The sequence below is a fragment of the Nocardioides sp. Z22_16 genome (assembly GCF_058134365.1).
Map to the genome: position 1 here is coordinate 778,319 of NZ_JBYTTI010000002.1, position 23,590 is coordinate 801,908.

A 23,590-nucleotide genomic window follows, 5' to 3' on the forward strand; every position below is an offset into this window, starting at 1 on the left:
CTCCTGGAGGGTGGGGGGGGGGGGGGGGGGTCAGATGCCGAACGTGTTGCGCGGGTACGCCGCGTCCACGTCGGTGATGACGTTGACCAGGTAGGGCACCCCGGAGGCGTAGGCACGGTCCAGAGCGGGCCCGATCTCCTTCGGGTTCGTCACCGTCTCGCCGGCGCCGCCCAGGGCCTTGACCACGCCGTCGTAGGCCGTCCGCTGCCCCAGGTCGGCCACCACGTCGTAGCCGTAGAGCATCTGCATGGGGCCCTTCTCCAGGCCCCAGGCCGAGTTGTTGCCCATCACCATGACGACCGGGAGGTTGTGGCGGACCAGGGTGTCGACGTCCATCAGCGAGAAGCCGGCCGCTCCGTCGCCGAGCAGCAGGGTCACCTGGGCCGAGGGGCGTGCCAGGCGTGCGGCGATCGCGGAGCCGAGGCCGGCACCGAGGCAGCCGTAGGGGCCGGGGTCGAGCCACCCGCCGGGTCGCTTGGGCTCCACGAACTTGCCGGCGAAGCTGACGAAGTCGCCGCCGTCGCCGATCACCACGGAGTCGTCGGCCAGCCGCGGCACCAGCTCGCCATAGATCCGCGCCGGGTGGATCGGGTCGGCCTCGGCGGTGAGCAGCGCGCGGTCGCGCTCCGCGGTGGCGGCGACGGTGGACTGGAGGTCGGAGACCCACGAGGACCAGTCGGGCCGGCGCGAGGAGCGCTCGAGCCCGGCGGCCAGGCCGTCGAGCACCAGGGTCAGGTCTCCGCTGACGGAGTCGGCCAGGTCCGCGTGGCCGGAGAGCTGGCCGGGGGAGTCGGCTACGTGCACCACCTGGGCGGCCGGCGCGCCGTCCTTGCCGCCGAAGACGCCGTACCCGAGCCGGAAGTCGAGCGGGGTCCCGACGACCACGACGAGGTCGCTGTTGCCGAGGGCCTGGCCCCGCGCCTTGGTGACGAGCAGGGGGTGGCCGCCGGGCACGAGGCCGCGGCCCATGCCGTTGGTGAGGGTCGGGATCCCTGCGGACTCGACGAGGCGCAGAGCCGCCTCCTCGGCGCCGTCGGCCCAGACGTCGGTGCCCAGGACCAGGACCGGCCGGGAGGCCTCGGCGAGCATCCGGGCGATCCGCTGCACGGCGTCCGGGTCCGGTTCGACCGCGGTGCTCGGAGCGCCGGTCGGCAGCGGCCCCGAGGCGCTGTTGAAGAACTCGTCCATCGGCACGTCGACGAAGACCGGGCCGCGGTGCGAGCTGCCGGCCGCCCGGAAGGCCTCGTCCATCCCGCCCAGCACGTCGCCGGCGGTGGGCAGCGTGCGGGCGAGCTTGGCGACCGGCGCGATGATCGGCACGTGGTCGAGCTCTTGGAGGCTTCCGGTGCCCCAGCGGTTGGCGGGCGCACGGCCGCCGACCACGACCATGGGCGAGCCGGCGAACTGGGCCTGGGCGATGGCGCTGATCCCGTTGGTCACGCCCGGGCCGGCGGTCAGGACGGCGAGACCCGGCGTGCGGGTGAGCTTGCCGGTGGCCTCCGCCGCGAACGCGGCCGTCTGCTCGTGGCGCACGTCGAGCAGCCGCATCGGCGGGTCGGCCTTCACGGCCCCGTCGTACATCGGGAACACGTGGGCCCCGGAGAGGGTGAACATCGTCTCGACGCCGTGGGCCCGGGCGGCCGCGACGGCCAGCTCACCGGCGTGGCCGGAGATCTCTTCGTTGGTCATGTGACCGAGGTTACTCATACGTAACGCCCGGCGCGGGGTCCCCTGCCGGTTCGTGCGCTCAGTGCAGGTGCTCGGCGTTGGTGCTCCGTAGCGCGTCCACCACGACCAGCAGGAGATCGGAGCGGCTCCGGGGCGGGTCGGGGGCGAGCAGGAGCTGGAGGTGGAGCGCGCGCAGGAACGTCTGGCAGGCCGCGGAGCGCACCAGCGGGTCCTCGTCGGGCGAGGCCGCGCCGCCGACGCCGCGCGGGGAGGCGTGGACGGCGATCCGGGTGACCCAGGGCTCCAGCACCGGCACGGGGACGAGCTCGCGCCGCAGGATCGTCATGGTGGCCCGCGCGAGCCGGTCGGGCGCGCCGTCGGTCATCACCCGCCGGGTGCCCACCAGACGGTCGGCGATCACGTCGAGGAGGACGGTCTGCTCGAGCGCACCGAGGTGGGGCGACTCCGCGAGGGCGGCGAGGGCGTCGGCGCCGTGGGCGACCGCCCGCGCCCACCCGCTGCCCGGCACCCAGCCGCGCAGGTCACGCTCGCGGACCAGCCAGGTCGCCACGCGGTCGCCCCAGCGCAGCACCTGGTCCGCGGTGAGGAGCCGCTCCGTGCTGTCGCGGGCCAGTACCTCGGCCAGCACCCGCACCGACCAGCTGCGCCGGAAGACCGAGTCGGTCCCCTCCTCGCCGAGCCCGACCTCCAGACCGGTGGCCATCCCGTCGCCGAGGCCCGCGAGCAGGTCGTCGTAGACGCCACGCTGCAGCCAGGTGGTGAGGGCCGGGTAGGCGATCCCGTCGCGCTGCTCGGGATCGGGGGAGCCCAGCATGGTCGTGAGCTCCGCGGTCAGCTCGTCCAACGGGCGGTCCGTCGGCACGGTCAACCCGTCCGAGACCACCTCGCGCCAGTACCCCCTCGACATGTCCCCATCCTGCCAGCCCGTCCGCTGTCCGAGGTGCGGTGTGCCTCGGCCGGGAGGGGGCCTAGGGTGTCGAGGTGCCCTCGCTGACCGAACTGGTGCGCGCCCACACCGACCTCGACACCGACGACGTGAGCTGGCTCTCGCTGTTGATGGCCGACTGGCAGATCATCGCGGACCTCTCCTTCGCCGACCTGGTGCTGTGGCTGCCGGACCGGGACGGCCGGGGGTTCTGGGCGGGTGGGCAGATGCGACCCACCACCGGCCCCACCGCCCTGGTGGACGACGTGGTGGGGACCTTCGTGCCCGTCGGGCGACGGCGGATGCTGGACATGGCACTGGAACAGGGGCGTCTGGTCCGCGAGGGGGACCCGGAGTGGCGTGACGACGTGCCGGTGCGGGTGGAGACGATCCCGGTGCGGCGCGCCGAGCGGGTGATCGCCGTCATCGCCCGCAACACAAACCTGCTCGGGGTCCGGACGCCGAGCAGGCTGGAGCTCGCCTACCTCGAGACCGCCTCCGACCTCGCCCAGATGATCGCCCGCGGCCACTTCCCGCACACCGGCCAGCGCAGCGACGACGTGGACGCACCGCGGGTGGGGGACGGGTTCCTCCGGGTCGACGCTTCCGGCCGTGTCACCTACGCCAGCCCCAACGCGCTCTCGGTCTACCGGCGGCTCGGCCTGACCGGCGACCTCGCCGGGGTGGTGCTGGCCGACCTGACCCGCAGCCTGGTCCCGCCGCGACGGCGGCCCGACGAGGAGATCATCAGCGCGGTCCTGGGCGGACGGGCCCACCGCGACACCGAGCTGGTCACCGACGACGTCTCGGTGGTGGTGCGCGCGGTGCCCCTGCGCCCGCGCGGGGAGCACATCGGGGCCCTGGTCCTGCTGCGCGACGTCACCGACCTGCGCCGCCGCGAGCGCGAGCTGGTCACCAAGGACGCCACCATCCGCGAGATCCACCACCGGGTGAAGAACAACCTGCAGACGGTGGCGGCGCTGCTGCGCCTCCAGGCCCGCCGGATCGACCAGCCCGAGGCCCGCTCGGCGCTCGAGGAGGCGGTGCGCCGGGTGGGCTCGATCGCCATCGTGCACGAGACGCTGAGCCAGGCGGTGGAGGAGAGCGTCGACTTCGACGAGATCGCGGACCGGCTCGGACGCATGGTCACCGACGTGAGCGTGGCCGGGGACCGGGTGCGGGTGGAGCGCCGGGGATCGTTCGGCCACCTGGCCTCGGAGGCGGCGACGCCGTTGGCGATGGTGCTGACGGAGGTCCTGCAGAACGCGGTCGAGCACGGCTACGAGGAGGACGACGGCGTGCCCGGACTCATCGTGGTGGAGGCGCGCACGAGCGTCGGCCGGCTCCACCTCACGGTGTCCGACGACGGCGCCGGCCTGCCCGGGGGGTTCGACCTGGACGTCTCCACCAACCTCGGCCTCTCCATCGTGCGGACGCTGGTGGAGTCGGAGCTCGGCGGGCAGCTCACCATGGGCGCGGGGCCCGAGGGTGGCACCCGGGTGGTGGTCGACGTCCCGGTCGACGCGTTCCCGCGCTCGTGACGGCTAGGGGAGGTCGCCGGCGCTCAGGCGGTGCGCACCCGGGCGCGGGCGTTGCGCCGCTTGAGCGCGCGCCGCTCGTCCTCGCTGAGGCCACCCCAGACGCCGTGGTCCTGCCCGGCCTCGAGGGCCCAGGCCAAGCACTGCTCCCGGACCTCGCACCGTCGGCACACCTGCTTGGCCTCCTCGATCTGGAGGATCGCCGGGCCCGTGTTGCCGATCGGGAAGAACAGCTCGGGGTCCTCGTCGAGGCAGGCAGAGCGATGGCGCCAATCCATGGCTGAGGGTTCCTCATTCCTTGGGTTAGGGGGAGCGACGAGTCGGTTCTCATCTAGTCGCTGGGGCTGAGAGGGCTCGGGGTTGCACGGCAAGAAACGCCGTGGCAAGCGCGTCTCCAAGACTCGCAAGAGATCTGCCGCCGCACAACCCTTTGGGGACGTCACATCGGTCACAACTACAGTGGACAGGGTGAAGAACTTCCTTCCCGTGCCCCTGCCTCTGGCGCTCGCCCTGCTCCTCGTGGCCGTCGAGGCCGTGGTCATGCTCGGGCTCGCGGTGGTCGAGCTGCTCTCCCTGGACACGGGCCGCCTCACGATGGGACTCACGACCGCCGTCTTCTTCGCCGGGTACGGCCTCGGCCTGCTCGTCTGCGCCCGAGGCACCTGGCACCGGGAGACCTGGGGCCGCAGCCCGCTGGTGCTCGCGCAGCTCATCCAGCTGGGCGTCGCGTGGAGCTGGTATGCCGGGAACCCGCTCCTGGCCGGGGCGCTCGCGGTGGTGGCGATCGTCGTGCTGGCCGGGATCTTCCACCCCGCCAGCCTGCGCGCGCTCGACGCCGACTCCGACGCCGAGCAGCGGGTCTGAGGCCGGGCCCCGGCGGGGTCAGTCGGACTCGAGCGAGGCGCGCAGCTGGTCGAGGGTCCGGCTGAGCAGACGCGAGACGTGCATCTGCGAGACCCCGATCTCGCTGGCGATCTGCGACTGGGTCATGTTCTTGAAGAAGCGGAGCAGCAGGATCTTCTTCTCCCGGGCGCCCAGCCCCTGCAGCAGGGGCTTGATGGACTCGCGGATCTCGACGTGCTCCAGGTTGGTGTCCTGGACACCCAGGGCGTCCAGGATGGAGGGGCCCTCGTCGTGGTCGTCGCCGGCGTCCAGGGAGAGCGTCGCGTAGGCGTTGGAGGACTCGATCCCCTCCACGATCTCCTCGACCGAGCAGCCGATGGCCTCCGCCAGCTCACGAGGGGTGGGGGAGCGCCCCAGGGACTGGCTGAGCTCACCGGTCGTGGAGGTGATCTGCATGCGCAGCTCCTGGAGCCGGCGCGGCACCCGGATCGCCCACCCCTTGTCCCGGAAGTGGCGCTTGATCTCGCCGATGATCGTCGGGGTGGCGTAGGTGGAGAACTCCACGCCCCGGTCGGTCTCGAACCGGTCGATCGCCTTGATGAGACCGATCGTGCCGACCTGGACGAGGTCCTCGAACGGCTCCCCGCGGTTGCGGAAGCGGCGCGCGCAGTGCTCGACGAGCGCCAGGTGCAGGTGCACCAGCTCGTCGCGAGAGACGAGGGCCGTAGCCGACTGCGGCTCGGCAGCGCGCAGCTCGCCGAAGAGCTCAGCGCTGCGCTGACGCGTCAGCTCGAGAGCTGTGGGCTGTGCCGCGTCGGAGTCCCCCATCTCCACGACCATCTCAGAGGTCGGCCTCGCTTATGCTCGAGGCCATCGAGAGCCTGACGGTGAGGCGATCGTCCTCGGTGAAGACCTTGGTCTCGCCGGCCAGCGTGCTCAGCACCTGCCAGGCGAACGAGTCGGTGTCCGACTCCGGGGGGTGGTGGCACTCGACCGAGATCTCGATGACCATCGAGTGCGGCTCCAGGTAGAAGCGGCACGTCAGGTCCGAGCCCTCGTCGGCCTCCGGCAGCACCATGGCGCCGGCCTCGCCGATGGCGATCCGCAGGTCCTCGATGTCGTCGAGGGTGAAGTCGAGGCGGGCGGCCAGCCCGGCGGTGGTCGTGCGCAGGACGGAGGCGTAGGCGCCGTCGGCGGGCAGCCTGAGCTCGACCTCCGCCTTGCGAGCGGTGCTGCTGTCACTCATCGTCGTCCTACCGTCCTCGCTCCGTCGAACCGTGCCCAGACCTTAGTGGGGACGGGCGTCCGAAGAACGACCCGCCCCACCAGTGGTCTGAACCGGTCAGGCCTTCTTGGTCTCCCAGAAGATGTCGGCGATCTCGTCGATCTTGGCCAGCAGCTGGTCGGCCTTGGCGGCGTCGAGCTCACCCTTGGTGCCGGAGGCCCCGGCGAGCTTGGTGGCCTCGTTGATGAGGGTGTGCAGCTGCGGGTACTTCTCGAAGTGCGGCGGCTTGAAGTAGTCGGTCCACAGCACCCAGAGGTGGTGCTTGACGAGCTCGGAGCGCTGCTCCTTGATCAGGATGGCGCGGGTGCGGAAGTCAGGGTCTGCGTTGTCGGCGACCTTGGCGATGATCTGCTTGATCGACTCGGCCTCGATGCGGGCCTGCGCCGGGTCGTAGACGCCGCAGGGCAGGTCGCAGTGTGCCGAGGCCTCGACGGTGGGGGCGATGAAGCGGGAGAACATCAAACGTTCCTCTCGGTCGTGCTCATGGTGCAGCAGTCGTGATGGTCGACTGCGACACTACTCGCGTGAGCGGTGCCGGTCAGTGGGGTGGTACCCCGTCGGGACGAGGCCATGCGGTCGGCCTGGCCCGGGTGCGGGGAGCCTCGATGGTTCCCGTGCTGCGGCCGGGTGACCGGCTGGTGGTGCGGTACGGCGCCCGGGTCCGTCCGGGCGACCTGGTCCTCGCGACGCTCGCCGACGGGACGCTCGCGGTGAAGCGCGCGGAGTCGCGACGGCCGTTGCGCGACGGCCGCCCCGGGTGGTGGCTGCTCAGCGAGGACCCGGAGGTGGGCGTCGACTCCCGGCACCGCGGCCCGGTCGCGGAGGCCGCCGTCCACGCGGTGGTGCTGGCACGGGTCTGGCCCCGTCCTCGCTGGTGGCGCAGAGCCCCGGAGTAGCCCGGGGAGACCCGCTCCGGGGCGCCTCGCGACGGGACCTTCGGACACGGTCGTCGGCCGCCGGAGGGCGCGTGGAAGAATCGCCGCCATGGTTGACGCACCCGATCCGGCCCACCCGTTCCTCGGCGATCCGGTGTTCGACCTCCACGTAGGCGGCAAGCTCGAGACGGTCTCCACCGTCGAGCTCGACGGCCCCGAGGCGCTCGCCCTCGCCTACACCCCCGGCGTGGCCCGCGTCTGCGAGGCGATCGCGGAGGACCCGGCCATGACCCAGCACTACACCTGGGTCCCCAACACCGTGGCGGTCGTCACCGACGGGACCGCCGTGCTGGGGCTCGGCGACATCGGGCCCGCCGCGGCGATGCCGGTGATGGAGGGCAAGGCCGTCCTCTTCAAGCAGTTCGGCGGTGTGGACGCGGTGCCGATCGCCCTGGCGACCACCGACGTGGAGGAGATCATCGAGACGGTGGCCCGGCTCGCGCCGAGCTTCGGTGGGATCAACCTGGAGGACATCTCGGCCCCGCGGTGCTTCGAGATCGAGGACCGGCTCAAGGAGATGCTCGACATCCCGGTCTTCCACGACGACCAGCACGGCACCGCGGTGGTGGCGCTCGCCGCCCTGACCAACGCGCTGCGGCTCACGGGCCGTACCCCGGCCGGGACCCGGGTGGTGATCTCCGGTGCCGGCGCGGCGGGCGTCGCCGTCGCCCGGATCCTCCTCGAGGCCGGTCTGGAGGACCTCGCCATCGTCGACCGGCAGGGCGTCCTCAACTCCGAGCGCGCGGACCTGACCCCCGTCAAGGCGGCCCTGGCCCGCGACACCGCCGACCGGTTCGGGCGCAGCGGCCCCCTCGCCGAGGTGATGCGCGGAGCCGACGTCTACATCGGCGTCTCGGGCGGCACCGTGCCGGAGGAGGTGGTGGCCACCATGGCCGACGACGCCATCATCTTCGGCCTCGCCAACCCGCACCCCGAGGTCCACCCCGAGGTGGCGCACCGCCACGCCAGGGTCGTCGCCACCGGGCGCTCGGACTTCCCCAACCAGATCAACAACGTGCTCGCCTTCCCCGGCATCTTCCGCGGCGCCTTCGACGTGCACGCCACGGCCATCACCGAGGGCATGAAGCTGGCAGCGGCCGAGGCCCTCGCCGAGCTGGTCGGCGACGAGCTCGCCGCCGACTACGTGATCCCCTCGCCGTTCGACCCGAGGGTCGGGCCGGCGGTGTCGGCGGCCGTCGCCGCGGCCGCGCGCCGTGACGGGGTCGCCCGGCGCTGAGTGCCCGGCTCGGGTCCTGGGGCCGGCGAGGGATAACCTCGGGGCATGTTCGCCGTGTACGCCGACTCGTTCGCGCCCCGTGACTCCGCCGAGCCCCTGGCCGGCCTGGTGGTGGGGGAGCGTCCCGACCCCGTGGCCCCGGAGGGGTGGACCACCGTCACGGTGAAGGCGGCCTCCCTCAACCACCACGACCTGTGGTCCCTGCAGGGCGTCGGGCTGCGCGAGGAGGCCCTGCCCATGATCCTGGGCTGTGACGCCGCCGGCCACGACGAGGACGGCAACGAGGTCGTGGTCCACGCCGTGATCAGCGACCCCGACTGGTCAGGGGACGAGACCCTGGACCCGCGCCGTTCCCTGCTCTCCGAGCGGCACCAGGGCACCTTCGCCGACAAGGTGGTCGTGCCCCGCCGCAACGTCGTCCCCAAGCCACCCTCGCTCTCCTTCGAGGAGGCGGCGTGCCTGCCGACCGCCTGGCTGACCGCCTACCGCATGCTCTTCACCCAGGGCGGGCTGAAGGCCGGGGACTCGGTGCTCGTCCAGGGCGCCGGTGGCGGCGTCGCCACCGCCCTGATCACCCTCGCGCGGGCCGGCGGGCTCCGCGTCCTCGCGACCTCCCGGGACGAGGGCAAGCGGGCGCGGGCGCTGGAGATCGGGGCGCACGAGGTCTTCGAGTCCGGTGCCCGACTGCCGCAGAAGGTCGACGCGGTGATGGAGACCGTGGGGCGGGCGACCTGGTCGCACTCGATCCGGGCGCTGCGTCCCGGCGGCAAGGTCGTGATCAGCGGGGCCACGAGCGGCCCTCAGCCCGACGACGCCGAGCTGACCCGGATCTTCTTCCTCCAGCTGCAGGTCATCGGCTCCACGATGGGGACGCGTGCCGAGCTGGCCTCGCTGGTGGCGATGCTCGACGCCACCGGCACCCGGCCGCTGGTCGACCGGACGCTCCCGATGGAGAAGGCGTTCGAGGCGTTCGAGGCGATGAGTCGCGGCGACCTCTTCGGCAAGGTCGTACTGACCCGATGACGGCGCCGCGGACCCACCTGGTCACCGGTGCCGGCTCCGGCATCGGCCTGGCGCTGGCGCGCATGCTCTCGGCCCGCGGCGACCGCCTGGTGATGCTGGCGCGGACGCACCGGCGCGCCGAGGAGATGCAGGCCGAGCTGCCCGGGCACGCCTGCCACGTCGTCGACCTGTCCCAGCCGGAGGCGGTGGCCACGGCCGGCTCCGTGCTGGCGGAGATGGAGAGGCTCGACTCCCTGGTGCACTGCGCCGGTGTCGTCCACCTCGGTCCGGTGGCCAGCCTCAACGCGGACGCCTGGCAGGAGCAGCTCCAGGTCAACCTGGCATCCCCGGCCCGCCTCACCCGGGCGGTGCTCCCGGCGCTGCGGGCCGCGCGCGGCAGCGTCGTCCTGGTCAACTCCACGGCGGTGCACTCCGCCAACCCGCACTGGTCGGCCTACGCGGCGTCCAAGGCAGGCCTGCGGGCGTTCGCCGACGCGGTGAGGGCCGAGGAGGTCCGCCATGGCGTGCGGGTCACCTCCGTCTACCCGAGCCGCACCGCCACACCCATGCAGGAGCTCGTGCACCGGCAGGAAGGGCGGAAGTACGACCCCTCCGCCTTCCTCAGCCCCGAGTCGGTGGCGGAGACGATCTGCCACGTGCTCGACCTGCCTGCCGACGCGACGATCCCGGACGTGACCGTCCGCACGTCGCCGAAGCCCACCCCGGCCTGAGGCCGCACACCCCGGAGCGCTGCCCGTGCAGCGTCTGACACACCAAGGAAGTCCCCCGTGAGCCCCCTGCACCCCGCCCTCGAACCCGTCTACGCCGAGGTCCTGCACCGCAACCAGGGCGAGCTCGAGTTCCACCAGGCCGTCCACGAGGTCCTGGAGAGCCTGAGCCCGGTCGTGGAGAAGCGTCCCGAGTACGTGGAGGCCTCGATCATCGAGCGCATCTGCGAGCCCGAGCGGCAGATCATCTTCCGGGTCCCGTGGGTGGACGACCAGGGCACGGTGCGGATCAACCGCGGCTTCCGGGTCGAGTTCAACTCGGCGCTGGGGCCCTACAAGGGCGGCCTCCGCTTCCACCCGAGCGTCTACCTGGGGATCGTGAAGTTCCTGGGCTTCGAGCAGGTCTTCAAGAACGCGCTCACCGGCATGCCGATCGGTGGCGGCAAGGGCGGCTCCGACTTCGACCCCAAGGGGCGCTCGGAGGGTGAGGTGATGAGGTTCTGCCAGTCGTTCATGACCGAGCTCTACCGCCACCTCGGCGAGTACACCGACGTCCCGGCCGGCGACACCGGGGTGGGCGGCCGGGAGATCGGCTACCTCTTCGGCCAGTACAAGCGGATCACCAACCGCTACGAGTCGGGGGTGCTCACCGGGAAGGGCATCACCTGGGGCGGCTCCAAGGCGCGGACCGAGGCGACCGGCTACGGCACGGTCTTCTTCGTCGACGAGATGCTGCGTGCCCGCGGCTCCTCCTTCGACGGCAAGCGGGTGGTCGTCTCCGGCTCCGGCAACGTCGCCATCTACGCCGTGCAGAAGGTCCACCAGCTCGGCGGCACCGTCGTCGCGGTCTCGGACTCCGGCGGGTACGTGGTGGACGAGGCCGGGATCGACCTCGAGCTGCTGCGCGAGGTCAAGGAGGTGCGCCGGGCGCGGATCAGCGAGTACGCCGAGCTGCGCGGAGCGGGAGCGCGGCACGTCGAGGGCGGCTCCGTCTGGGACGTGCCCTGCGACGTGGCGCTGCCCTGTGCCACCCAGAACGAGCTTCCCGAGGAGGCGGCCCGCACCCTGGTGCGCCACGGCGTGCAGGTGGTGGCCGAGGGGGCCAACATGCCCACCACGCCGGGGGCCGTCGACCTCCTCCGCTCCGCCGGGGTCCTCTTCGCGCCCGGCAAGGCGGCGAACGCCGGGGGCGTGGCCACCAGTGCCCTGGAGATGCAGCAGAACGCCTCGCGCGACCGCTGGACCTTCGAGCACACCGAGGAGCGTCTGGCCGACATCATGGCCGGCATCCACCTGCAGTGCGTCACCACCGCCGACGAGTACGGCGTGCCGGGCGACTACGTGGCCGGGGCCAACATCTCGGGCTTCTGCCAGGTCGCCGACGCGATGCTGGCGATGGGCGTCATCTGAGGCACCGGGCACGCCGGGCCCACTGGACGGACGCCGCTCGCGGGGGAGCGGCTCACTCGAAGGTGACGGCGAAGTCCCGGAGCCGGAACGACGCGAGCGGGTGCCTGTCGGCCAGCCAGCCCAGCGGGCCCTGGGCGTCGAAGGACCAGTGGGCCAGGCAGGGGAGTCCGCGTGAGGACCCGGTGATGCTCGCCGTCCGGGTGCCCGCCGCGAGGGTGGGCTGCCGGGTGCGGGCACGCAGGGGGGCCCGCAGCGAGAGGGCCGAGGCGTCGAGGAACTCCGCCGTGGCCAGCGGGGCCCGGCCCTCCGACGCGCTCCAGAAGGTGCGGTCGACCGGACCCAGTCCGCCGTGGGAGTGGCTGAAGGTGGCCAGCTCCTTGGGCAGCCCCCAGAGGGCGCGGCCACCCTCGCGGGAGACCTCGGAGTCGACCCACAGGTCTCGGACCCGCAGGGCCAGCCCGCCCTCCGCGGCACGCCGGGCCACCAGCAGCTCGGAGTAGTCCAGCGTGCCGCCGGGGCGGTACTCCACGAAGGCGACCGCGAAGACGCCGGGGGACTCTCCGGGCGGGCGCGCCCGGAAGAGCGAGCCCCACAGATGGCCTCTCAGGTGCCACGGGGGTGACGGGAAGACCATCGGCCCGACTCCCTCCTTCAGTCCTCGGGGTCGTCCTCGCGGGCGAGCCAGGTGGCGAACCGCTCCACGGCCGTCTCGAACTCGGGATGGAGGTCGGTGAACTGCTGGAGCCGGTCGGCGAGCCACGCCAGGGTGACCTCCTCGTCACCCCGGCGTCGCTCCAGCTCCTCGATGCCCCGGTCCGTGAAGTACATCGGCTCAGTAGTCGGAGGCGTACGCGGAACCGGAGGCGAAGGCCTGACCGAGCAGGTTCTTCTGCTCCTCGGTGTGCCGCTTCAGCGTGCCCACCGACGGCGAGGCCGAGGCCGGGCGGGTGACCGGCTCGACCTTGATGCCGAGCTCCTCCCACACGTTGAGCGCGTAGTGCGGCCACGGGCCCATGTTGCGCGGCTCGTCCTGCACCCACCGGACGGTCTTGAGGTGGGGGTACCTCGCGATCTCCGCCTTGATCTCCTCGGTCGGACGCGGGTAGAGCTGCTCCACCCGGCCGATCGCGAACTTGTGGCCGTCCTCGCGCTTGCGCCGCTCCACGACCAGGTCCCAGGTGATCCGGCCCGAGCAGAGCAGCAGCGTCTCCACCTGCGAGGCGTCGGCCTCGTCGTCGCCGATGAAGGGACGGAAGGAGGTCCCCTCGGTGAAGTCGCTCGGCATGGAGGCCGCCTCCTTGCGCTTGAGCATCGACTTCGGGGTGAAGACCACCAGGGGACGGTGCTCCTCGCCCAGCGAGTGGCTGCGCAGCAGGTGGAAGTGCGAGGCGGGGGTCGAGGGCTGGGCGACCACCATCGCCTCCTCGGCGCACATCGTCAGGAAGCGCTCGATGCGGGCCGAGGAGTGGTCCGGGCCCTGACCCTCGTAGCCGTGCGGGAGGAGGAGGACCACCCCGGACTGCTGGCGCCACTTCGTCTCGCCCGCGGAGATGAACTCGTCGATCACGGTCTGGGCGCCGTTGACGAAGTCGCCGAACTGCGCCTCCCAGAGCACCAGGGCGTCGGGGCGCGCCACGGAGTAGCCGTACTCGAAGCCGAGGGCGGCGTACTCGGAGAGCAGCGAGTCGTAGATGTAGAACTTCGCCTGGTCCTCGCTGAGGTTGGTCAGCGGCGTCCACTCGTCGGCGTTCTTGCGGTCGATGATGGTGGCGAACCGCTGGACGAAGGTGCCGCGGCGGGAGTCCTGACCGGCCAGGCGGACCGGGCGGCCCTCCATCAGCAGCGAGCCGAAGGCGAGGATCTCGCCGGTGCCCCAGTCGATGGGACCGTTGGTGATCGCGGCGGCGCGCCGCTGCAGCTGCGGCATCACCTTCGGGTGGACGGTGAAGCCCTCCGGCGGGGTGATGTAGGCGTCGGAGATCCGCTTGAGCACCTCGGACGAGATCGCGGTGCCGCGGGTGCCCGCGGACTTCTCGGGGTAGTCGGGCACGGTGGTCCACTCCGACGGCTGGGCCGTCGCCTCGCGCACCTCGGTGAAGACCCGCTCCAGCTGCTGCTGGTAGTCGCGCAGGACCTGCTCGGCCTCCTCCAGGGTGATGTCGCCGCGACCGATCAGGGACTCGGTGTAGAGCTTGCGCACCGAGCGCTTCTGCTCGATCAGGTCGTACATGAGCGGCTGGGTGTACGACGGGTCGTCACCCTCGTTGTGACCGCGCCGGCGGTAGCAGACGAGGTCGATGACGACGTCCTTGTTGAACGCCTGGCGGTACTCGAAGGCGAGTCGGGCCACCCGGATGCAGGCCTCGGGGTCGTCGCCGTTGACGTGGAAGATCGGGGCCTGGACCATCCGGGCCACGTCGGTGGCGTAGAGGGAGGAGCGCGACGAGCCGGGCGAGGTGGTGAACCCGACCTGGTTGTTGACCACCACGTGCACCGTGCCGCCGGTGCGGTAGCCGCGCAGCTGGGAGAGGTTGAGGGTCTCCGCCACCACGCCCTGGCCGGCGAAGGCGGCGTCCCCGTGGACCAGCAGCGGCAGGACGGGGTACTCGGCGCCGCGGTCCAGGACGTCCTGCTTGGCCCGGGCGATGCCCTCGAGCACCGGGTCGACGGCCTCGAGGTGCGAGGGGTTGGCCGCGACCGAGACCTTGATGGTGTCGCCGCGCCCGGAGACGAACTCGCCCTCCGCGCCCAGGTGGTACTTCACGTCACCGGAGCCCTGGACGGTGCGGGGGTCGATGTTGCCCTCGAACTCCCGGAAGATCTGCGAGTAGCTCTTTCCCACGATGTTGGCCAGCAGGTTGAGCCGGCCGCGGTGGGCCATCCCGATGGTGACCTCGTCGAGGGAGGCCTCGGCCGCCGCCTCGCAGAGCTCGTCGACCAGCGGGATCGTGGTCTCGCCGCCCTCGAGCGAGAACCGCTTCTGCCCGACGAACTTGGTCTGCAGGAAGGTCTCGAACGCCTCGGCCTGGTTGAGCTTGAGCAGGATGCGCAGCTGCTCCTCGCGCGGCGTCTTGGTGTGCGGCTGCTCGACGCGCTGCTGGATCCAGCGGCGCTGCTCGGGGTCCATGATGTGCATGTACTCGATGCCGATCGTGCGGCAGTACGAGTCACGCAGGATCCCCAGGATGTCGCGCAGCTTCATGAAGCGGCGACCCTCGCCGCCGAAGGAGCCGGTGGCGAACTCGCGGTCGAGGTCCCACAGGGTCAGCCCGTGCGACTCGATCTGCAGGTCCGGGTGCGAGCGCTGGCGGTACTCCAGCGGGTCGGTGTCGGCCATCATGTGGCCGCGGACCCGGTAGGCGTGGATCAGCTCGAGGATCCTGGCCTGCTTGCTGATGTCCTCGTCGTGGTTGGTCGCGATGTCCGCGGCCCACCGGACCGGCTCGTAGGGGATCCGCAGGGAGCGGAAGATCTCGTCGTAGAAGCCGTCCTCGCCCAGCAGGAGGGCGTGCACGCGCTTGAGGAACTCACCCGACTGCGCGCCCTGGATCACCCGGTGGTCGTAGGTGGAGGTGAGGGTCATCACCTTGCTGATGGCGTTGCGGGCGATCGCCTCGGCCGAGGCACCCTGCCACTCGGCCGGGTACTCCATCGCGCCGACGCCGATGATGGCGCCCTGTCCCTTCATCAGCCTCGGCACCGAGTGGCTGGTCCCGATGCCGCCGGGGTTGGTCAGCGAGATGGTCGTGCCCTGGAAGTCGGTGACGCCGAGCTTGCCGTCGCGCGCCTTGCGCACGATCTCCTCGTAGGCGGTCCAGAAGCCGGCGAAGTCCATCGTCTCGGCGCCCTTGATGGAGGGCACCAGCAGCTGCCGGCTGCCGTCCTTCTTGGGGACGTCGATGGCCAGGCCGAGGTTGACGTGCGCGGGGGTGATCAGGTTGGGCTTGCCGTCGATCACGTCGAAGCCGACGTTCATCTCGGGCATCGCCTTGACCGCCTGCACCAGGGCGTAGCCGATGAGGTGGGTGAACGAGACCTTGCCGCCGCGGGCGCGGGCCAGGTGGTTGTTGATGACGGTGCGGTTGTCCCACAGGAGCTTGACCGGGACCGAGCGGACCGAGGTGGCCGTCGGCACGGTGAGCGAGGTGTCCATGTTCTGCGCGGTGCGCGCGGGGGCGCCGCGCAGCACCGTGTGGGTGGGCTCGTCCTTGACCTCCGCCGGAGCGGCGGGCCGGGCGTCCTTGGCCACGGGCTGCGCGGTGCCGGCAGCCGGCTCGGCGGCCGCCGCGGCGGGGCGCGGCTTGGCCTTCGGGGTGGGGGCGCTCGCCTGCTTGCCCGGCGCGCCCTGGGAGGAGGGCGCGGCCTGGGACGACGACGCACCCGGCGACGCGGCGGCCTGCGACGGGGCTCGCTCGGGGGCCGGCTGCGCCGGCGCCGATGACTTCGCGCCGTCCTGGTCCGACGCGCGGCCGGAGCCGCCGCCCTCGGACGTCGCGTGCTCCTTGAAGTAGTCGGCCCAGGCGGGGCCGACGCTGGCCGGGTCCTTCTGGTACTGCTCGTACATCTCCTGGACCAGCCACTCGTTGGCGCCGAAATCGGCGTCCGCCGAGGAGTTGGAGGACTGGTCAGAGGTGGGGGACTGCGGCACGGCTTGGTTCGCCTCTTCCGGGTAAGCGCGCGGTTATGGGATGAGTCGCCGTCAAGGCTAGACCCCCCGGTCTACAAATGCGTGGCAAGGTGGTCTTTGGGGCAGGCTGTGGGGGACGCCGTACCCTTCCCCGAGCTGGAGAACCCGCTGTGCCGTCCCGCCCCACCCACCGTCTCGTCGCTGTTCCCGTGGTGCTGCTGCTGCTCGGCCTGGCCGGCTGCTCGGGTGACGAGGACGAGCCCGACGGTGCGCCGTCGCCCACCGCCCCCGCCGCCTCCGCGCCGCCCGAGGCCGCCGCGGTTCCCACCAAGCACCTCCTCGGGCAGGTCGTCGGCCGTCTGCCGGGACCGGGCCGCAAGCGGCTGGTGCGCCAGGTGGCCCCGGTGGTGGACGGCTGGCTGGACGACGCCTTCGTCGGCGGCACCTTCCCGCGCGAGATCACCGGCGCCTGGTCGGGCTTCACCCCCGGGGCCGCCCGGCGCGCCCGCAGAGACAGCGGGCTGACCTCGCTCTCGGGGCTCTCGGAGCGGATCGACGGGGTGCGGGTCACCAAGCGCGCGGTCCGCTACAACGTGCTCTCGCCCGGAGGCCGTCCGGCGGGGGTGACGGCTCGCCTGACCCTCGACCTGCACACCTCGGGCGAGGTCTCGCGCAAGGTCTCCGTGCGAGGGCGGCTCTCGCTGACCCCGGTGCGTCAGCGCGGCGGCACCGGGTGGCGGATCTTCGCCTACGACCTGACCCGGGGGCAGCGATGACGCGCGCGCCCGGCCGCCGCACCCGCCGCCACGCCGCCCGCAGGTGGGCCGGGGCGCTGCGCGTCGTCGTGCTGGGCGTGGTGCTGGCGGTGCTGGGGCTGGTCGTGCCCGACTCGGCGGTGGCCCCGACCGAGGTGACGCTGGTCAAGGTGCGCCGCGCCCAGGGGGTCGACCTGAGCCCCGACGTGGTGTGGATCCTGGCCCTGGGCTCCGACGCCCGGCCCGGCCAGTCGATGACCCGCAGTCGCGCCGACGCGATCCAGCTGGTGGGCCTCAACGCACGGACGGGCGCGGCGACCGCGATCGGGGTGCCGCGAGACGCCTGGGTCGACGTCCCCGGTCACGGTCGCACCCGGATCAACGCCGGCCTCGTCTACGGCGGCCCCCAGCTGATGGCCTCGACGATGCGCGGCCTCACCGGGATCGAGGCCGACTACGTGATGGTCACCCGCTTCCCGTTCTTCGAGGACATGGTCGACGACATCGGCGGCATCACGGTGCGGAACCCGCGCCGCTTCGCCGATCCGAACCTCAAGAAGGAGGGCTTCGCGCCCGGGCGGATCCGGCTCGGCGGGTACGACGCGATGGCCTTCAGCCGCATCCGCAAGGGGCTGCCCGACGGCGACTTCGGACGCTCCGCCAACCAGCAGCGCACCCTGCGGGGCATCCACGCCAGGATCGTGGCGGCCAAGGACCGCCCGGGCTTCCTGGAGCGCGGCGTGATGACGGTGCTGCAGCACACCGACACCGACGCCTCCCCGGCCGAGCTCTTCCGGATCGCCCAGGCGGTCGCGCAGGTCCGGTCCCGGTCGATCACCACCTGCGTGGTGCCGGGCCGGGTCGGCTTCGCCGGCTCGGCCAGCGTGGTCTTCCCGGACGTGGCGACGGCACGGCGCTGGGGCGCCGACGCACGCCGTGACGCGACGATCCGGCGCTGCTGAGCGGACGGCGGAGACGACGAGGGCCCCGACCGCGTGCGGTCGGGGCCCTCGTGTCGTGCGTGCCTCCGGCAGGATTCGAACCTGCGGCACCTGGTACCGGAAACCAGTGCTCTATCCCCTGAGCTACGGAGGCAGTGCGTCGCGACGACGCGAGTGGGGAGACTACCTGCCCAACCTGCCGCAGCGGAAACCGGGACCCGCGGATACGCTTGTCGGGTGACCCCGGACCAGCTCTCCACGACCATCCTCACCGCCCTCGAGTCCCTGGTGGCCGACGGTGCGGTGACGCTCCCGGACGGCCTCCCGGCGTCGGTCACGGTCGAGCGACCCCGGCAGAAGGGGCACGGCGACTACGCCACCAACGTGGCGCTGCAGCTGGCCCGCAAGGCGGGCACCGACCCGCGGTCCTTCGGGGAGCTGCTCGCCGAGCGGCTGCGCTCCGCCGACGGCGTGGCGGGCGTGGCGGTGGCGGGTCCCGGCTTCCTCAACATCACCGTCGAGGCCGGCGCCCAGGGGCAGGTCGCCGCCGAGGTCGTGGCGGCCGGCGCCAGCTACGGCCACAGCCGCACCCTGGACGGGCGCAAGATCAACGTGGAGTTCATCTCCGCCAACCCCACGGGTCCGCTCCACCTCGGCCACACCCGCTGGGCGGTGCTCGGCGACGCGATCGGACGTGTGCTCTCCGCGGCGGGTGCGGAGGTGACGCGTGAGTTCTACATCAACGACCGCGGCGTCCAGATGAACCACTTCGCCGCCTCCATCATCGCCGCGGCGCTCGGTGAGCCGACCCCTCAGGACGGCTACGCCGGCGGCTACATCCAGGACCTCGCCCGCCGGGTGGAGGAGGCCAGCCCCGGGATCTTCGAGCTGCCCGCACCCGAGCGGCTCGACGCCGTGCGTGCCAAGGGCTACGAGCTGCAGCTCAAGGAGCAGCAGGAGCAGCTCGACCAGATCAACACCCACTTCGACGTGTGGTTCTCCGAGAACTCCCTCCACGACGGTGGCGAGGTCCCCGAGACGCTGGCCCGCCTGAAGCGGCTGGGCCACGTCTTCGAGGAGGGGGGCGCGCTGTGGATGCGCACCACCGACTTCGGGGACGACAAGGACCGGGTGCTGATCAAGTCCGACGGCGAGCTCACCTACTTCGCCTCGGACACCGCGTACTACCTCAACAAGCGGGCGCGCGGGTTCGACCGCTGCCTCTACCTGCTCGGCGCCGACCACCACGGCTACGTCAACCGGCTCAAGGCCATGGCCGCCTGCGTCGGGGACGACCCCGACGAGACCCTCGACGTGATGATCGGCCAGCTGGTCAAGATCCTGCGCAACGGCGAGGAGCTCAGGCTCTCCAAGCGCGCCGGCACCATCGTGACGCTGACCGAGCTCGTCGACGAGATCGGGGTGGACGCGCTGCGCTACTCGCTGGCGCGCTACCCCGCCGACAGCCCGCTCACCCTGGACGTCGCCGAGATCACCAGGGCCTCCAACGACAACCCCGTCTACTACGTCCAGTACGGGCACGCCCGGACGTGCCGGATGATGGAGAACGCCGGAGACCTCGGCATGCGGCTGCCGGAGGACCCGTCCGAGGGCTTCGACCCCGCCCTCCTCTCCCACGAGCTCGAGGGCCGGCTGCTGCGGGCCCTGGCCGAGTTCCCCCGCGTCGTCGCCAGCGCCGCGGAGCTGCGTGAGCCGCACCGCGTCGCCCGCTACCTCGAGGACACCACCTCGGTCTTCAACAAGTGGTACGACTCCCGCGAGTGCCGGATGCTGCCCCAGGGCGACGAGCCGGTGACCGAGCTCAACCAGGCCCGGCTCGTCCTGGTCGCGGCCACGCGCACCGTGCTCTCCAACGGTCTGGGCCTGCTCGGGGTCTCCGCCCCGGAGCGGATGTGAGCACCACCCACGAGGCGGGGTGGGCGCACGCGTCCGGCGCCCTGCGCGGGCCGTCCTGGCTGGGCCAGCCCGAGGACCCCAACGCGCTCGTGCCGCACCTGTGGTCGAGCACCGCACGCAAGGTCGACGGCGTGCTCGAGATCGGCGGCGTGCCGATGGACGAGCTCGCCGCGGAGCACGGCACCCCGGCCTACGTCCTCGACGAGGCCGACTTCCGGGCGCGGGCCCGCGCCTTCCGCGACGCGTTCGACGACTTCGACGTCTTCTACGCCGGCAAGGCGTTCCTCAGCACCGCGGTGGCCCGCTGGGTCGCGGAGGAGGGGCTCCACCTCGACGTCTGCAGCGCCGGCGAGCTGCTGGTCGCCCAGCGCGCCGGCTTCGACATGGCCCGCGTCGGCTACCACGGCAACAACAAGTCGTCCTCGGAGCTCGCCCGCGCGATCGAGCTCGGGGTGGGTCGCGTCATCATCGACTCCTTCGACGAGATCGACCGGCTCCTCGCCCTGACCGGGGAGCCGCCCCACGGCCGGGTGCCCGTGATGGTGCGGGTGACGGCCGGCGTGGAGGCGCACACCCACGAGTACATCGCCACCGCGCACGAGGACCAGAAGTTCGGCTTCTCGATCACCTCCGGCGACGCGCTCGAGGCGGTCCGGCGGGTGCACGACGCGCCGGGGCTGGACCTGCTGGGACTGCACTCCCACATCGGCAGCCAGATCTTCGACTCCTCCGGCTTCGAGGTCGCCGCCCGCCGCGTCCTGGCGCTGCACGCCCAGGTGGCGGCACAGCTCGGGGTGACCATGCCGGAGATGGACCTGGGTGGAGGCTTCGGGATCGCCTACACCACCCAGGACGACCCGGCGGAGCCGTCGCGGCTGGCGGAGGAGATGCGCGGGATCGTGGCCCACGAGTGCCGCGCGCTGGGGATCGCCGCCCCGCGGCTCTCGATCGAGCCCGGCCGGGCGATCGTCGGCCCCTCGATGTGCACCCTCTACACGGTCGGCACGGTCAAGGAGGTCGCGCTCGACGGCGGTGCCCGCCGCACCTACGTGAGCGTCGACGGCGGGATGAGCGACAACATCCGCACCGCGCTCTACGACGCCGACTACTCCTGCACGCTGGCCGGGCGCGAGTCCGCCGGACCGGCCCGGCTCTCCCGGGTGGTCGGCAAGCACTGCGAGGCCGGCGACATCGTCGTCAAGGACGAGTTCCTCCCCGCCGACGTCGTCCCGGGAGACCTGCTGGCGGTGCCGGCGACCGGCGCCTACTGCCGCTCGTTGGCCTCCAACTACAACCATGCCCTGCGACCGCCGGTGGTCGCGGTCCGAGACGGCGCCTCGCGCGTCGTCGTTCGACGTGAGACTGAGGACGACCTGTTGGCAACCGACGTGGGTGACGCATGAGTGACAAGCGGCTGAAGGTGGCACTGCTGGGCTACGGCTCGGTGGGGTCCCAGGTGGCCCGTCTGCTGACCGAGCAGGCGGACGACCTCGAGGCGCGGGTCGGTGCCCGGATCGAGCTGGTCGGGATCGCGGTGCGGCGTCTCGACGCCCCCCGCGAGGTGGAGGTGCCCGAGGGGCTGCTCACCACCGACGCCGAAGGGCTGGTCAGCCGCGGGGACGTCGACGTCGTGGTGGAGGTGATCGGCGGGATCGAGCCCGCGAGGTCGCTGATCCTGACCGCCCTCGAGCACGGGGCCTCGGTGGTGACCGCCAACAAGGCGCTGCTGGCCGAGGACGGCCCGAGACTCTTCGAGGCGGCGGACAAGGCCGGACGCGACCTCTACTACGAGGCGGCCGTGGCGGCCGCGATCCCGATCGTCCGTCCGCTGCGCGAGTCGTTGGCCGGCGACCGGGTGACCAGGGTCCTGGGCATCGTCAACGGCACCACCAACTTCATCCTGGACAAGATGGACACCTCGGGCGCCGGCTTCGCCGAGGCGCTGGAGGAGGCCCAGGAGCTCGGCTACGCCGAGGCCGACCCCACCGCCGACGTCGAGGGGTTCGACGCGGCGGCGAAGGCGGCCATCCTGGCGAGCCTCGCCTTCCACACCCGGGTCACCGCGGCCGACGTGCACCGGGAGGGGATCTCCGAGGTGACCGCGGCCGACGTCGCCTCCGCCCGTGACATGGGCGCGGTGGTCAAGCTGCTGGCGATCGCCGAGCTCGTCGACGACGAGGTCGCGGTGCGGGTGCACCCCGCCATGATCCCGCGCACCCACCCGCTGGCCAGCGTCCGCGAGGCCTACAACGCGGTCTTCGTGGAGTGCGAGGCGGCGGGTCAGCTGATGTTCTACGGCCCCGGGGCCGGCGGTGCGCCGACCGCCTCCGCGGTCCTGGGCGACCTCGTGACGGTCGGTCGTCACCGGCTCTCCGGCACCAGCGGCGCCGGTGAGTCCGCCTACGCCGAGCGGGTGGTGCGGCCGATGGGGGAGACCCGCACCCGGTACCACGTGGCGATCGACGTGCAGGACCGGGCCGGCGTGCTCGCGGACGTCGCGCACGCCTTCGCCGAGCACGACGTGTCGATCCAGACGGTCCGGCAGGAGGGCCGCGGTGCGGACGCCCAGCTCGTCGTCGTCTCCCACCAGGCCACGGACGCCCAGCTGGCGGCGACCGTCGAGCAGCTCAGCCAGATGTCGGTGGTCCGCGAGGTCACCTCGGTGATGCGGGTGGAAGGGGAAGCGGAGTGAGTGCCCATCAGTGGCGAGGCGTGATCGAGGAGTACCGCGAGCTGCTCGACATCCCGGAGGGGACCCCCGCCGTCACGCTCGGTGAGGGCGGCACGGCGCTGGTCGACTCGCAGTGGCTCTCCGGGCTCACCGGCGGGCAGGTGTGGCTCAAGGTCGAGGGCGACAACCCCACGGGCTCCTTCAAGGACCGGGGCATGACCACGGCCATCTCCGTGGCCCGGCACGAGGGCGCCGAGGCGGTCGTCTGCGCCTCCACCGGCAACACCTCCGCCTCCATGGCCGCCTACGCCGCCAAGGCGGGCCTCAAGCCCCTGGTGCTGGTCCCGGAGGGCAAGATCTCCGCCGGCAAGATGGCCCAGGCGATCATGCACGGTGCCCAGGTGATCATGGTGCGCGGCAACTTCGACGACTGCCTGCGGCTCTCGCGCGGGCTTGCCGAGCAGTACCCCGTCGCCCTGGTGAACTCGGTCAACCCGGTGCGGCTGGAGGGTCAGAAGACCGCCGCCTTCGAGGTCGTCGACCGGCTCGGCGACGCCCCCGACGTGCACCTCCTGCCGGTGGGCAACGCCGGCAACATCTCGGCCTACTGGCTGGGCTACCGGCAGTACGCCGAGCTCGGCCGCAGCGGCAGGAAGCCCATCATGCGGGCCTTCCAGGCCGAGGGCGCCGCGCCGCTGGTGACCGGTGAGCCGTTCCCCCACCCCGAGACCCGGGCGACCGCCATCCGGATCGGGAACCCCGCGTCCTGGAAGCTGGCGGTGGCCGCCGCCGAGGAGTCGGGCGGTCGCTTCGCCTCCCTGAGCGACGACCAGATCCTGAGCGCGCAGCGCGAGCTCGCGCGCCGGGACGGCGTCTTCGTCGAGCCGGCCTCGGCGGTCGGCGTGGCGGGGATGCTCCAGGAGCTCGAGCAGGGCGAGTCCTACGCCGGCCAGACGGTCGTGGTGACGGTGACCGGTCACGGTCTCAAGGACACCGACACCGCCCTCGAGGGCCTGGGTCCGGTCGTCGACACGGTGGTCGACGCCGACGTGCTGGCGGCCGCCACGGCGGCCGGACTGGCCTGAGC

Annotated in this window: 22 protein-coding genes and 1 tRNA gene; 13 read left to right on the forward strand and 10 right to left on the reverse strand. The window is 72.2% G+C overall.

Annotated elements, in window-relative coordinates:
• Nucleotides 1–30: 30 nt before the first annotated feature.
• Nucleotides 31–1,689, reverse strand: coding sequence for an acetolactate synthase (locus AC3X7R_RS07975; protein ID WP_489965049.1), 1,659 nt, complete (start codon nucleotides 1,687–1,689; stop codon nucleotides 31–33).
• A 58-nt stretch (nucleotides 1,690–1,747) separates the two neighbouring features.
• A complete protein-coding gene (locus AC3X7R_RS07980) occupies nucleotides 1,748–2,596 on the reverse strand; it encodes a DUF2785 domain-containing protein (RefSeq protein ID WP_489965051.1) in 849 nt (282 codons plus the stop codon).
• Nucleotides 2,597–2,670: 74 nt separating this feature from the next.
• Between AC3X7R_RS07980 and AC3X7R_RS07985 the strand changes: the two genes are divergently transcribed.
• A complete protein-coding gene (locus tag AC3X7R_RS07985; protein ID WP_489965052.1) occupies nucleotides 2,671–4,155 on the forward strand; it encodes a sensor histidine kinase in 1,485 nt (494 codons plus the stop codon).
• Nucleotides 4,156–4,178: 23 nt separating this feature from the next.
• Here the strand turns inward: AC3X7R_RS07985 and AC3X7R_RS07990 are convergent, their stop codons facing one another.
• Nucleotides 4,179–4,430 carry a WhiB family transcriptional regulator gene (locus tag AC3X7R_RS07990; RefSeq protein ID WP_011755173.1) on the reverse strand — a complete coding sequence of 84 codons (252 nt, stop codon included), beginning with the start codon at nucleotides 4,428–4,430 and terminating at the stop codon, nucleotides 4,179–4,181.
• Nucleotides 4,431–4,620: 190 nt separating this feature from the next.
• Between AC3X7R_RS07990 and AC3X7R_RS07995 the strand changes: the two genes are divergently transcribed.
• The gene (locus AC3X7R_RS07995) at nucleotides 4,621–5,016 is read left to right on the forward strand and encodes a hypothetical protein (RefSeq protein ID WP_489965055.1); all 396 of its coding nucleotides are present in this window, start codon (nucleotides 4,621–4,623) and stop codon (nucleotides 5,014–5,016) included.
• Between the two features lie 18 nt (nucleotides 5,017–5,034).
• On the opposite strand, the gene AC3X7R_RS08000 is transcribed toward AC3X7R_RS07995, so the two are convergent.
• The 3 genes from AC3X7R_RS08000 to sodN all read right to left on the reverse strand — a co-directional run bounded on the left by AC3X7R_RS08000 (nucleotide 5,035) and on the right by sodN (nucleotide 6,739).
• Nucleotides 5,035–5,823 carry an RNA polymerase sigma factor SigF gene (locus AC3X7R_RS08000; RefSeq protein ID WP_489965056.1) on the reverse strand — a complete coding sequence of 263 codons (789 nt, stop codon included), beginning with the start codon at nucleotides 5,821–5,823 and terminating at the stop codon, nucleotides 5,035–5,037.
• A 13-nt stretch (nucleotides 5,824–5,836) separates the two neighbouring features.
• Nucleotides 5,837–6,241: an ATP-binding protein gene (locus tag AC3X7R_RS08005; RefSeq protein ID WP_489965057.1), complete on the reverse strand. Its 405-nt coding sequence runs from the start codon at nucleotides 6,239–6,241 to the stop codon at nucleotides 5,837–5,839.
• A 96-nt stretch (nucleotides 6,242–6,337) separates the two neighbouring features.
• Entirely contained in the window at nucleotides 6,338–6,739 is a 402-nt protein-coding gene (gene sodN, locus AC3X7R_RS08010) for a superoxide dismutase, Ni (RefSeq protein ID WP_489965058.1), read from the reverse strand.
• Between the two features lie 65 nt (nucleotides 6,740–6,804).
• Between sodN and AC3X7R_RS08015 the strand changes: the two genes are divergently transcribed.
• The 5 genes from AC3X7R_RS08015 to gdhA all read left to right on the forward strand — a co-directional run bounded on the left by AC3X7R_RS08015 (nucleotide 6,805) and on the right by gdhA (nucleotide 11,592).
• Complete coding sequence (locus AC3X7R_RS08015) at nucleotides 6,805–7,176, forward strand: S24 family peptidase (protein WP_489965059.1); 372 nt, start codon at nucleotides 6,805–6,807, stop codon at nucleotides 7,174–7,176.
• Nucleotides 7,177–7,264: 88 nt separating this feature from the next.
• Entirely contained in the window at nucleotides 7,265–8,452 is a 1,188-nt protein-coding gene (locus tag AC3X7R_RS08020; RefSeq protein WP_489965060.1) for an NAD(P)-dependent malic enzyme, read from the forward strand.
• A gap of 45 nt (nucleotides 8,453–8,497) precedes the next feature.
• On the forward strand, nucleotides 8,498–9,475 hold the full coding sequence (locus tag AC3X7R_RS08025; RefSeq protein ID WP_489965061.1) for a zinc-binding dehydrogenase: 978 nt from the start codon (nucleotides 8,498–8,500) through the stop codon (nucleotides 9,473–9,475).
• Nucleotides 9,472–10,185, forward strand: coding sequence for an SDR family oxidoreductase (locus AC3X7R_RS08030; RefSeq protein WP_489965062.1), 714 nt, complete (start codon nucleotides 9,472–9,474; stop codon nucleotides 10,183–10,185). The genes AC3X7R_RS08025 and AC3X7R_RS08030 overlap by 4 nt, the downstream gene beginning before the upstream one ends.
• A gap of 66 nt (nucleotides 10,186–10,251) precedes the next feature.
• Entirely contained in the window at nucleotides 10,252–11,592 is a 1,341-nt protein-coding gene (gene gdhA, locus AC3X7R_RS08035; protein WP_489965141.1) for an NADP-specific glutamate dehydrogenase, read from the forward strand.
• Between the two features lie 52 nt (nucleotides 11,593–11,644).
• Here the strand turns inward: gdhA and AC3X7R_RS08040 are convergent, their stop codons facing one another.
• The 3 genes from AC3X7R_RS08040 to AC3X7R_RS08050 are packed head-to-tail and all read right to left on the reverse strand — an operon-like array spanning nucleotide 11,645 to nucleotide 16,240.
• On the reverse strand, nucleotides 11,645–12,226 hold the full coding sequence (locus tag AC3X7R_RS08040) for an acetoacetate decarboxylase family protein (RefSeq protein WP_489965064.1): 582 nt from the start codon (nucleotides 12,224–12,226) through the stop codon (nucleotides 11,645–11,647).
• 17 nt (nucleotides 12,227–12,243) lie between these two features.
• Nucleotides 12,244–12,420 carry a DUF6104 family protein gene (locus tag AC3X7R_RS08045; protein WP_489965065.1) on the reverse strand — a complete coding sequence of 59 codons (177 nt, stop codon included), beginning with the start codon at nucleotides 12,418–12,420 and terminating at the stop codon, nucleotides 12,244–12,246.
• Nucleotides 12,421–12,424: 4 nt separating this feature from the next.
• Nucleotides 12,425–16,240: a multifunctional oxoglutarate decarboxylase/oxoglutarate dehydrogenase thiamine pyrophosphate-binding subunit/dihydrolipoyllysine-residue succinyltransferase subunit gene (locus tag AC3X7R_RS08050; protein ID WP_489965066.1), complete on the reverse strand. Its 3,816-nt coding sequence runs from the start codon at nucleotides 16,238–16,240 to the stop codon at nucleotides 12,425–12,427.
• Between the two features lie 149 nt (nucleotides 16,241–16,389).
• Here AC3X7R_RS08050 and AC3X7R_RS08055 point away from each other — a divergent pair, with 149 nt between their 5' ends.
• Both AC3X7R_RS08055 and AC3X7R_RS08060 read left to right on the forward strand, forming a co-directional pair.
• On the forward strand, nucleotides 16,390–16,995 hold the full coding sequence (locus tag AC3X7R_RS08055) for a hypothetical protein (protein WP_489965067.1): 606 nt from the start codon (nucleotides 16,390–16,392) through the stop codon (nucleotides 16,993–16,995).
• Entirely contained in the window at nucleotides 16,992–17,936 is a 945-nt protein-coding gene (locus tag AC3X7R_RS08060; RefSeq protein WP_489965068.1) for an LCP family protein, read from the forward strand. Before AC3X7R_RS08055 ends, AC3X7R_RS08060 begins: the two co-directional genes overlap by 4 nt.
• Nucleotides 17,937–17,996: 60 nt before the next feature.
• On the opposite strand, the gene AC3X7R_RS08065 is transcribed toward AC3X7R_RS08060, so the two are convergent.
• A tRNA-Arg gene (locus tag AC3X7R_RS08065) sits at nucleotides 17,997–18,069 on the reverse strand.
• Nucleotides 18,070–18,152: 83 nt separating this feature from the next.
• Here AC3X7R_RS08065 and argS point away from each other — a divergent pair.
• The 4 genes from argS to thrC are packed head-to-tail and all read left to right on the forward strand — an operon-like array spanning nucleotide 18,153 to nucleotide 23,588.
• A complete protein-coding gene (argS, locus tag AC3X7R_RS08070) occupies nucleotides 18,153–19,832 on the forward strand; it encodes an arginine--tRNA ligase (protein WP_489965069.1) in 1,680 nt (559 codons plus the stop codon).
• Nucleotides 19,829–21,235: a diaminopimelate decarboxylase gene (gene lysA / locus AC3X7R_RS08075; RefSeq protein WP_489965070.1), complete on the forward strand. Its 1,407-nt coding sequence runs from the start codon at nucleotides 19,829–19,831 to the stop codon at nucleotides 21,233–21,235. Before argS ends, lysA begins: the two co-directional genes overlap by 4 nt.
• On the forward strand, nucleotides 21,232–22,524 hold the full coding sequence (locus AC3X7R_RS08080; RefSeq protein ID WP_489965072.1) for a homoserine dehydrogenase: 1,293 nt from the start codon (nucleotides 21,232–21,234) through the stop codon (nucleotides 22,522–22,524). The genes lysA and AC3X7R_RS08080 overlap by 4 nt, the downstream gene beginning before the upstream one ends.
• Complete coding sequence (gene thrC / locus AC3X7R_RS08085) at nucleotides 22,521–23,588, forward strand: threonine synthase (protein ID WP_489965073.1); 1,068 nt, start codon at nucleotides 22,521–22,523, stop codon at nucleotides 23,586–23,588. Before AC3X7R_RS08080 ends, thrC begins: the two co-directional genes overlap by 4 nt.
• Nucleotides 23,589–23,590 lie beyond the last annotated feature (2 nt).

What these genes read in the sequence shown, in the direction of transcription:
- AC3X7R_RS07975 (WP_489965049.1), bottom strand. Translation starts at nt 1,689, where the DNA reads ATGACCAACGAAGAGATCTCCGGCCACGCCGGTGAGCTGGCCGTCGCG.
- AC3X7R_RS07980 (WP_489965051.1), bottom strand. Translation starts at nt 2,596, where the DNA reads ATGTCGAGGGGGTACTGGCGCGAGGTGGTCTCGGACGGGTTGACCGTG.
- AC3X7R_RS07990 (WP_011755173.1), bottom strand. Translation starts at nt 4,430, where the DNA reads ATGGATTGGCGCCATCGCTCTGCCTGCCTCGACGAGGACCCCGAGCTG.
- AC3X7R_RS08000 (WP_489965056.1), bottom strand. Translation starts at nt 5,823, where the DNA reads ATGGGGGACTCCGACGCGGCACAGCCCACAGCTCTCGAGCTGACGCGT.
- AC3X7R_RS08005 (WP_489965057.1), bottom strand. Translation starts at nt 6,241, where the DNA reads ATGAGTGACAGCAGCACCGCTCGCAAGGCGGAGGTCGAGCTCAGGCTG.
- sodN (WP_489965058.1), bottom strand. Translation starts at nt 6,739, where the DNA reads ATGTTCTCCCGCTTCATCGCCCCCACCGTCGAGGCCTCGGCACACTGC.
- AC3X7R_RS08020 (WP_489965060.1), top strand. Translation starts at nt 7,265, where the DNA reads ATGGTTGACGCACCCGATCCGGCCCACCCGTTCCTCGGCGATCCGGTG.
- AC3X7R_RS08025 (WP_489965061.1), top strand. Translation starts at nt 8,498, where the DNA reads ATGTTCGCCGTGTACGCCGACTCGTTCGCGCCCCGTGACTCCGCCGAG.
- AC3X7R_RS08030 (WP_489965062.1), top strand. Translation starts at nt 9,472, where the DNA reads ATGACGGCGCCGCGGACCCACCTGGTCACCGGTGCCGGCTCCGGCATC.
- AC3X7R_RS08040 (WP_489965064.1), bottom strand. Translation starts at nt 12,226, where the DNA reads ATGGTCTTCCCGTCACCCCCGTGGCACCTGAGAGGCCATCTGTGGGGC.
- AC3X7R_RS08045 (WP_489965065.1), bottom strand. Translation starts at nt 12,420, where the DNA reads ATGTACTTCACGGACCGGGGCATCGAGGAGCTGGAGCGACGCCGGGGT.
- AC3X7R_RS08060 (WP_489965068.1), top strand. Translation starts at nt 16,992, where the DNA reads ATGACGCGCGCGCCCGGCCGCCGCACCCGCCGCCACGCCGCCCGCAGG.
- AC3X7R_RS08080 (WP_489965072.1), top strand. Translation starts at nt 21,232, where the DNA reads ATGAGTGACAAGCGGCTGAAGGTGGCACTGCTGGGCTACGGCTCGGTG.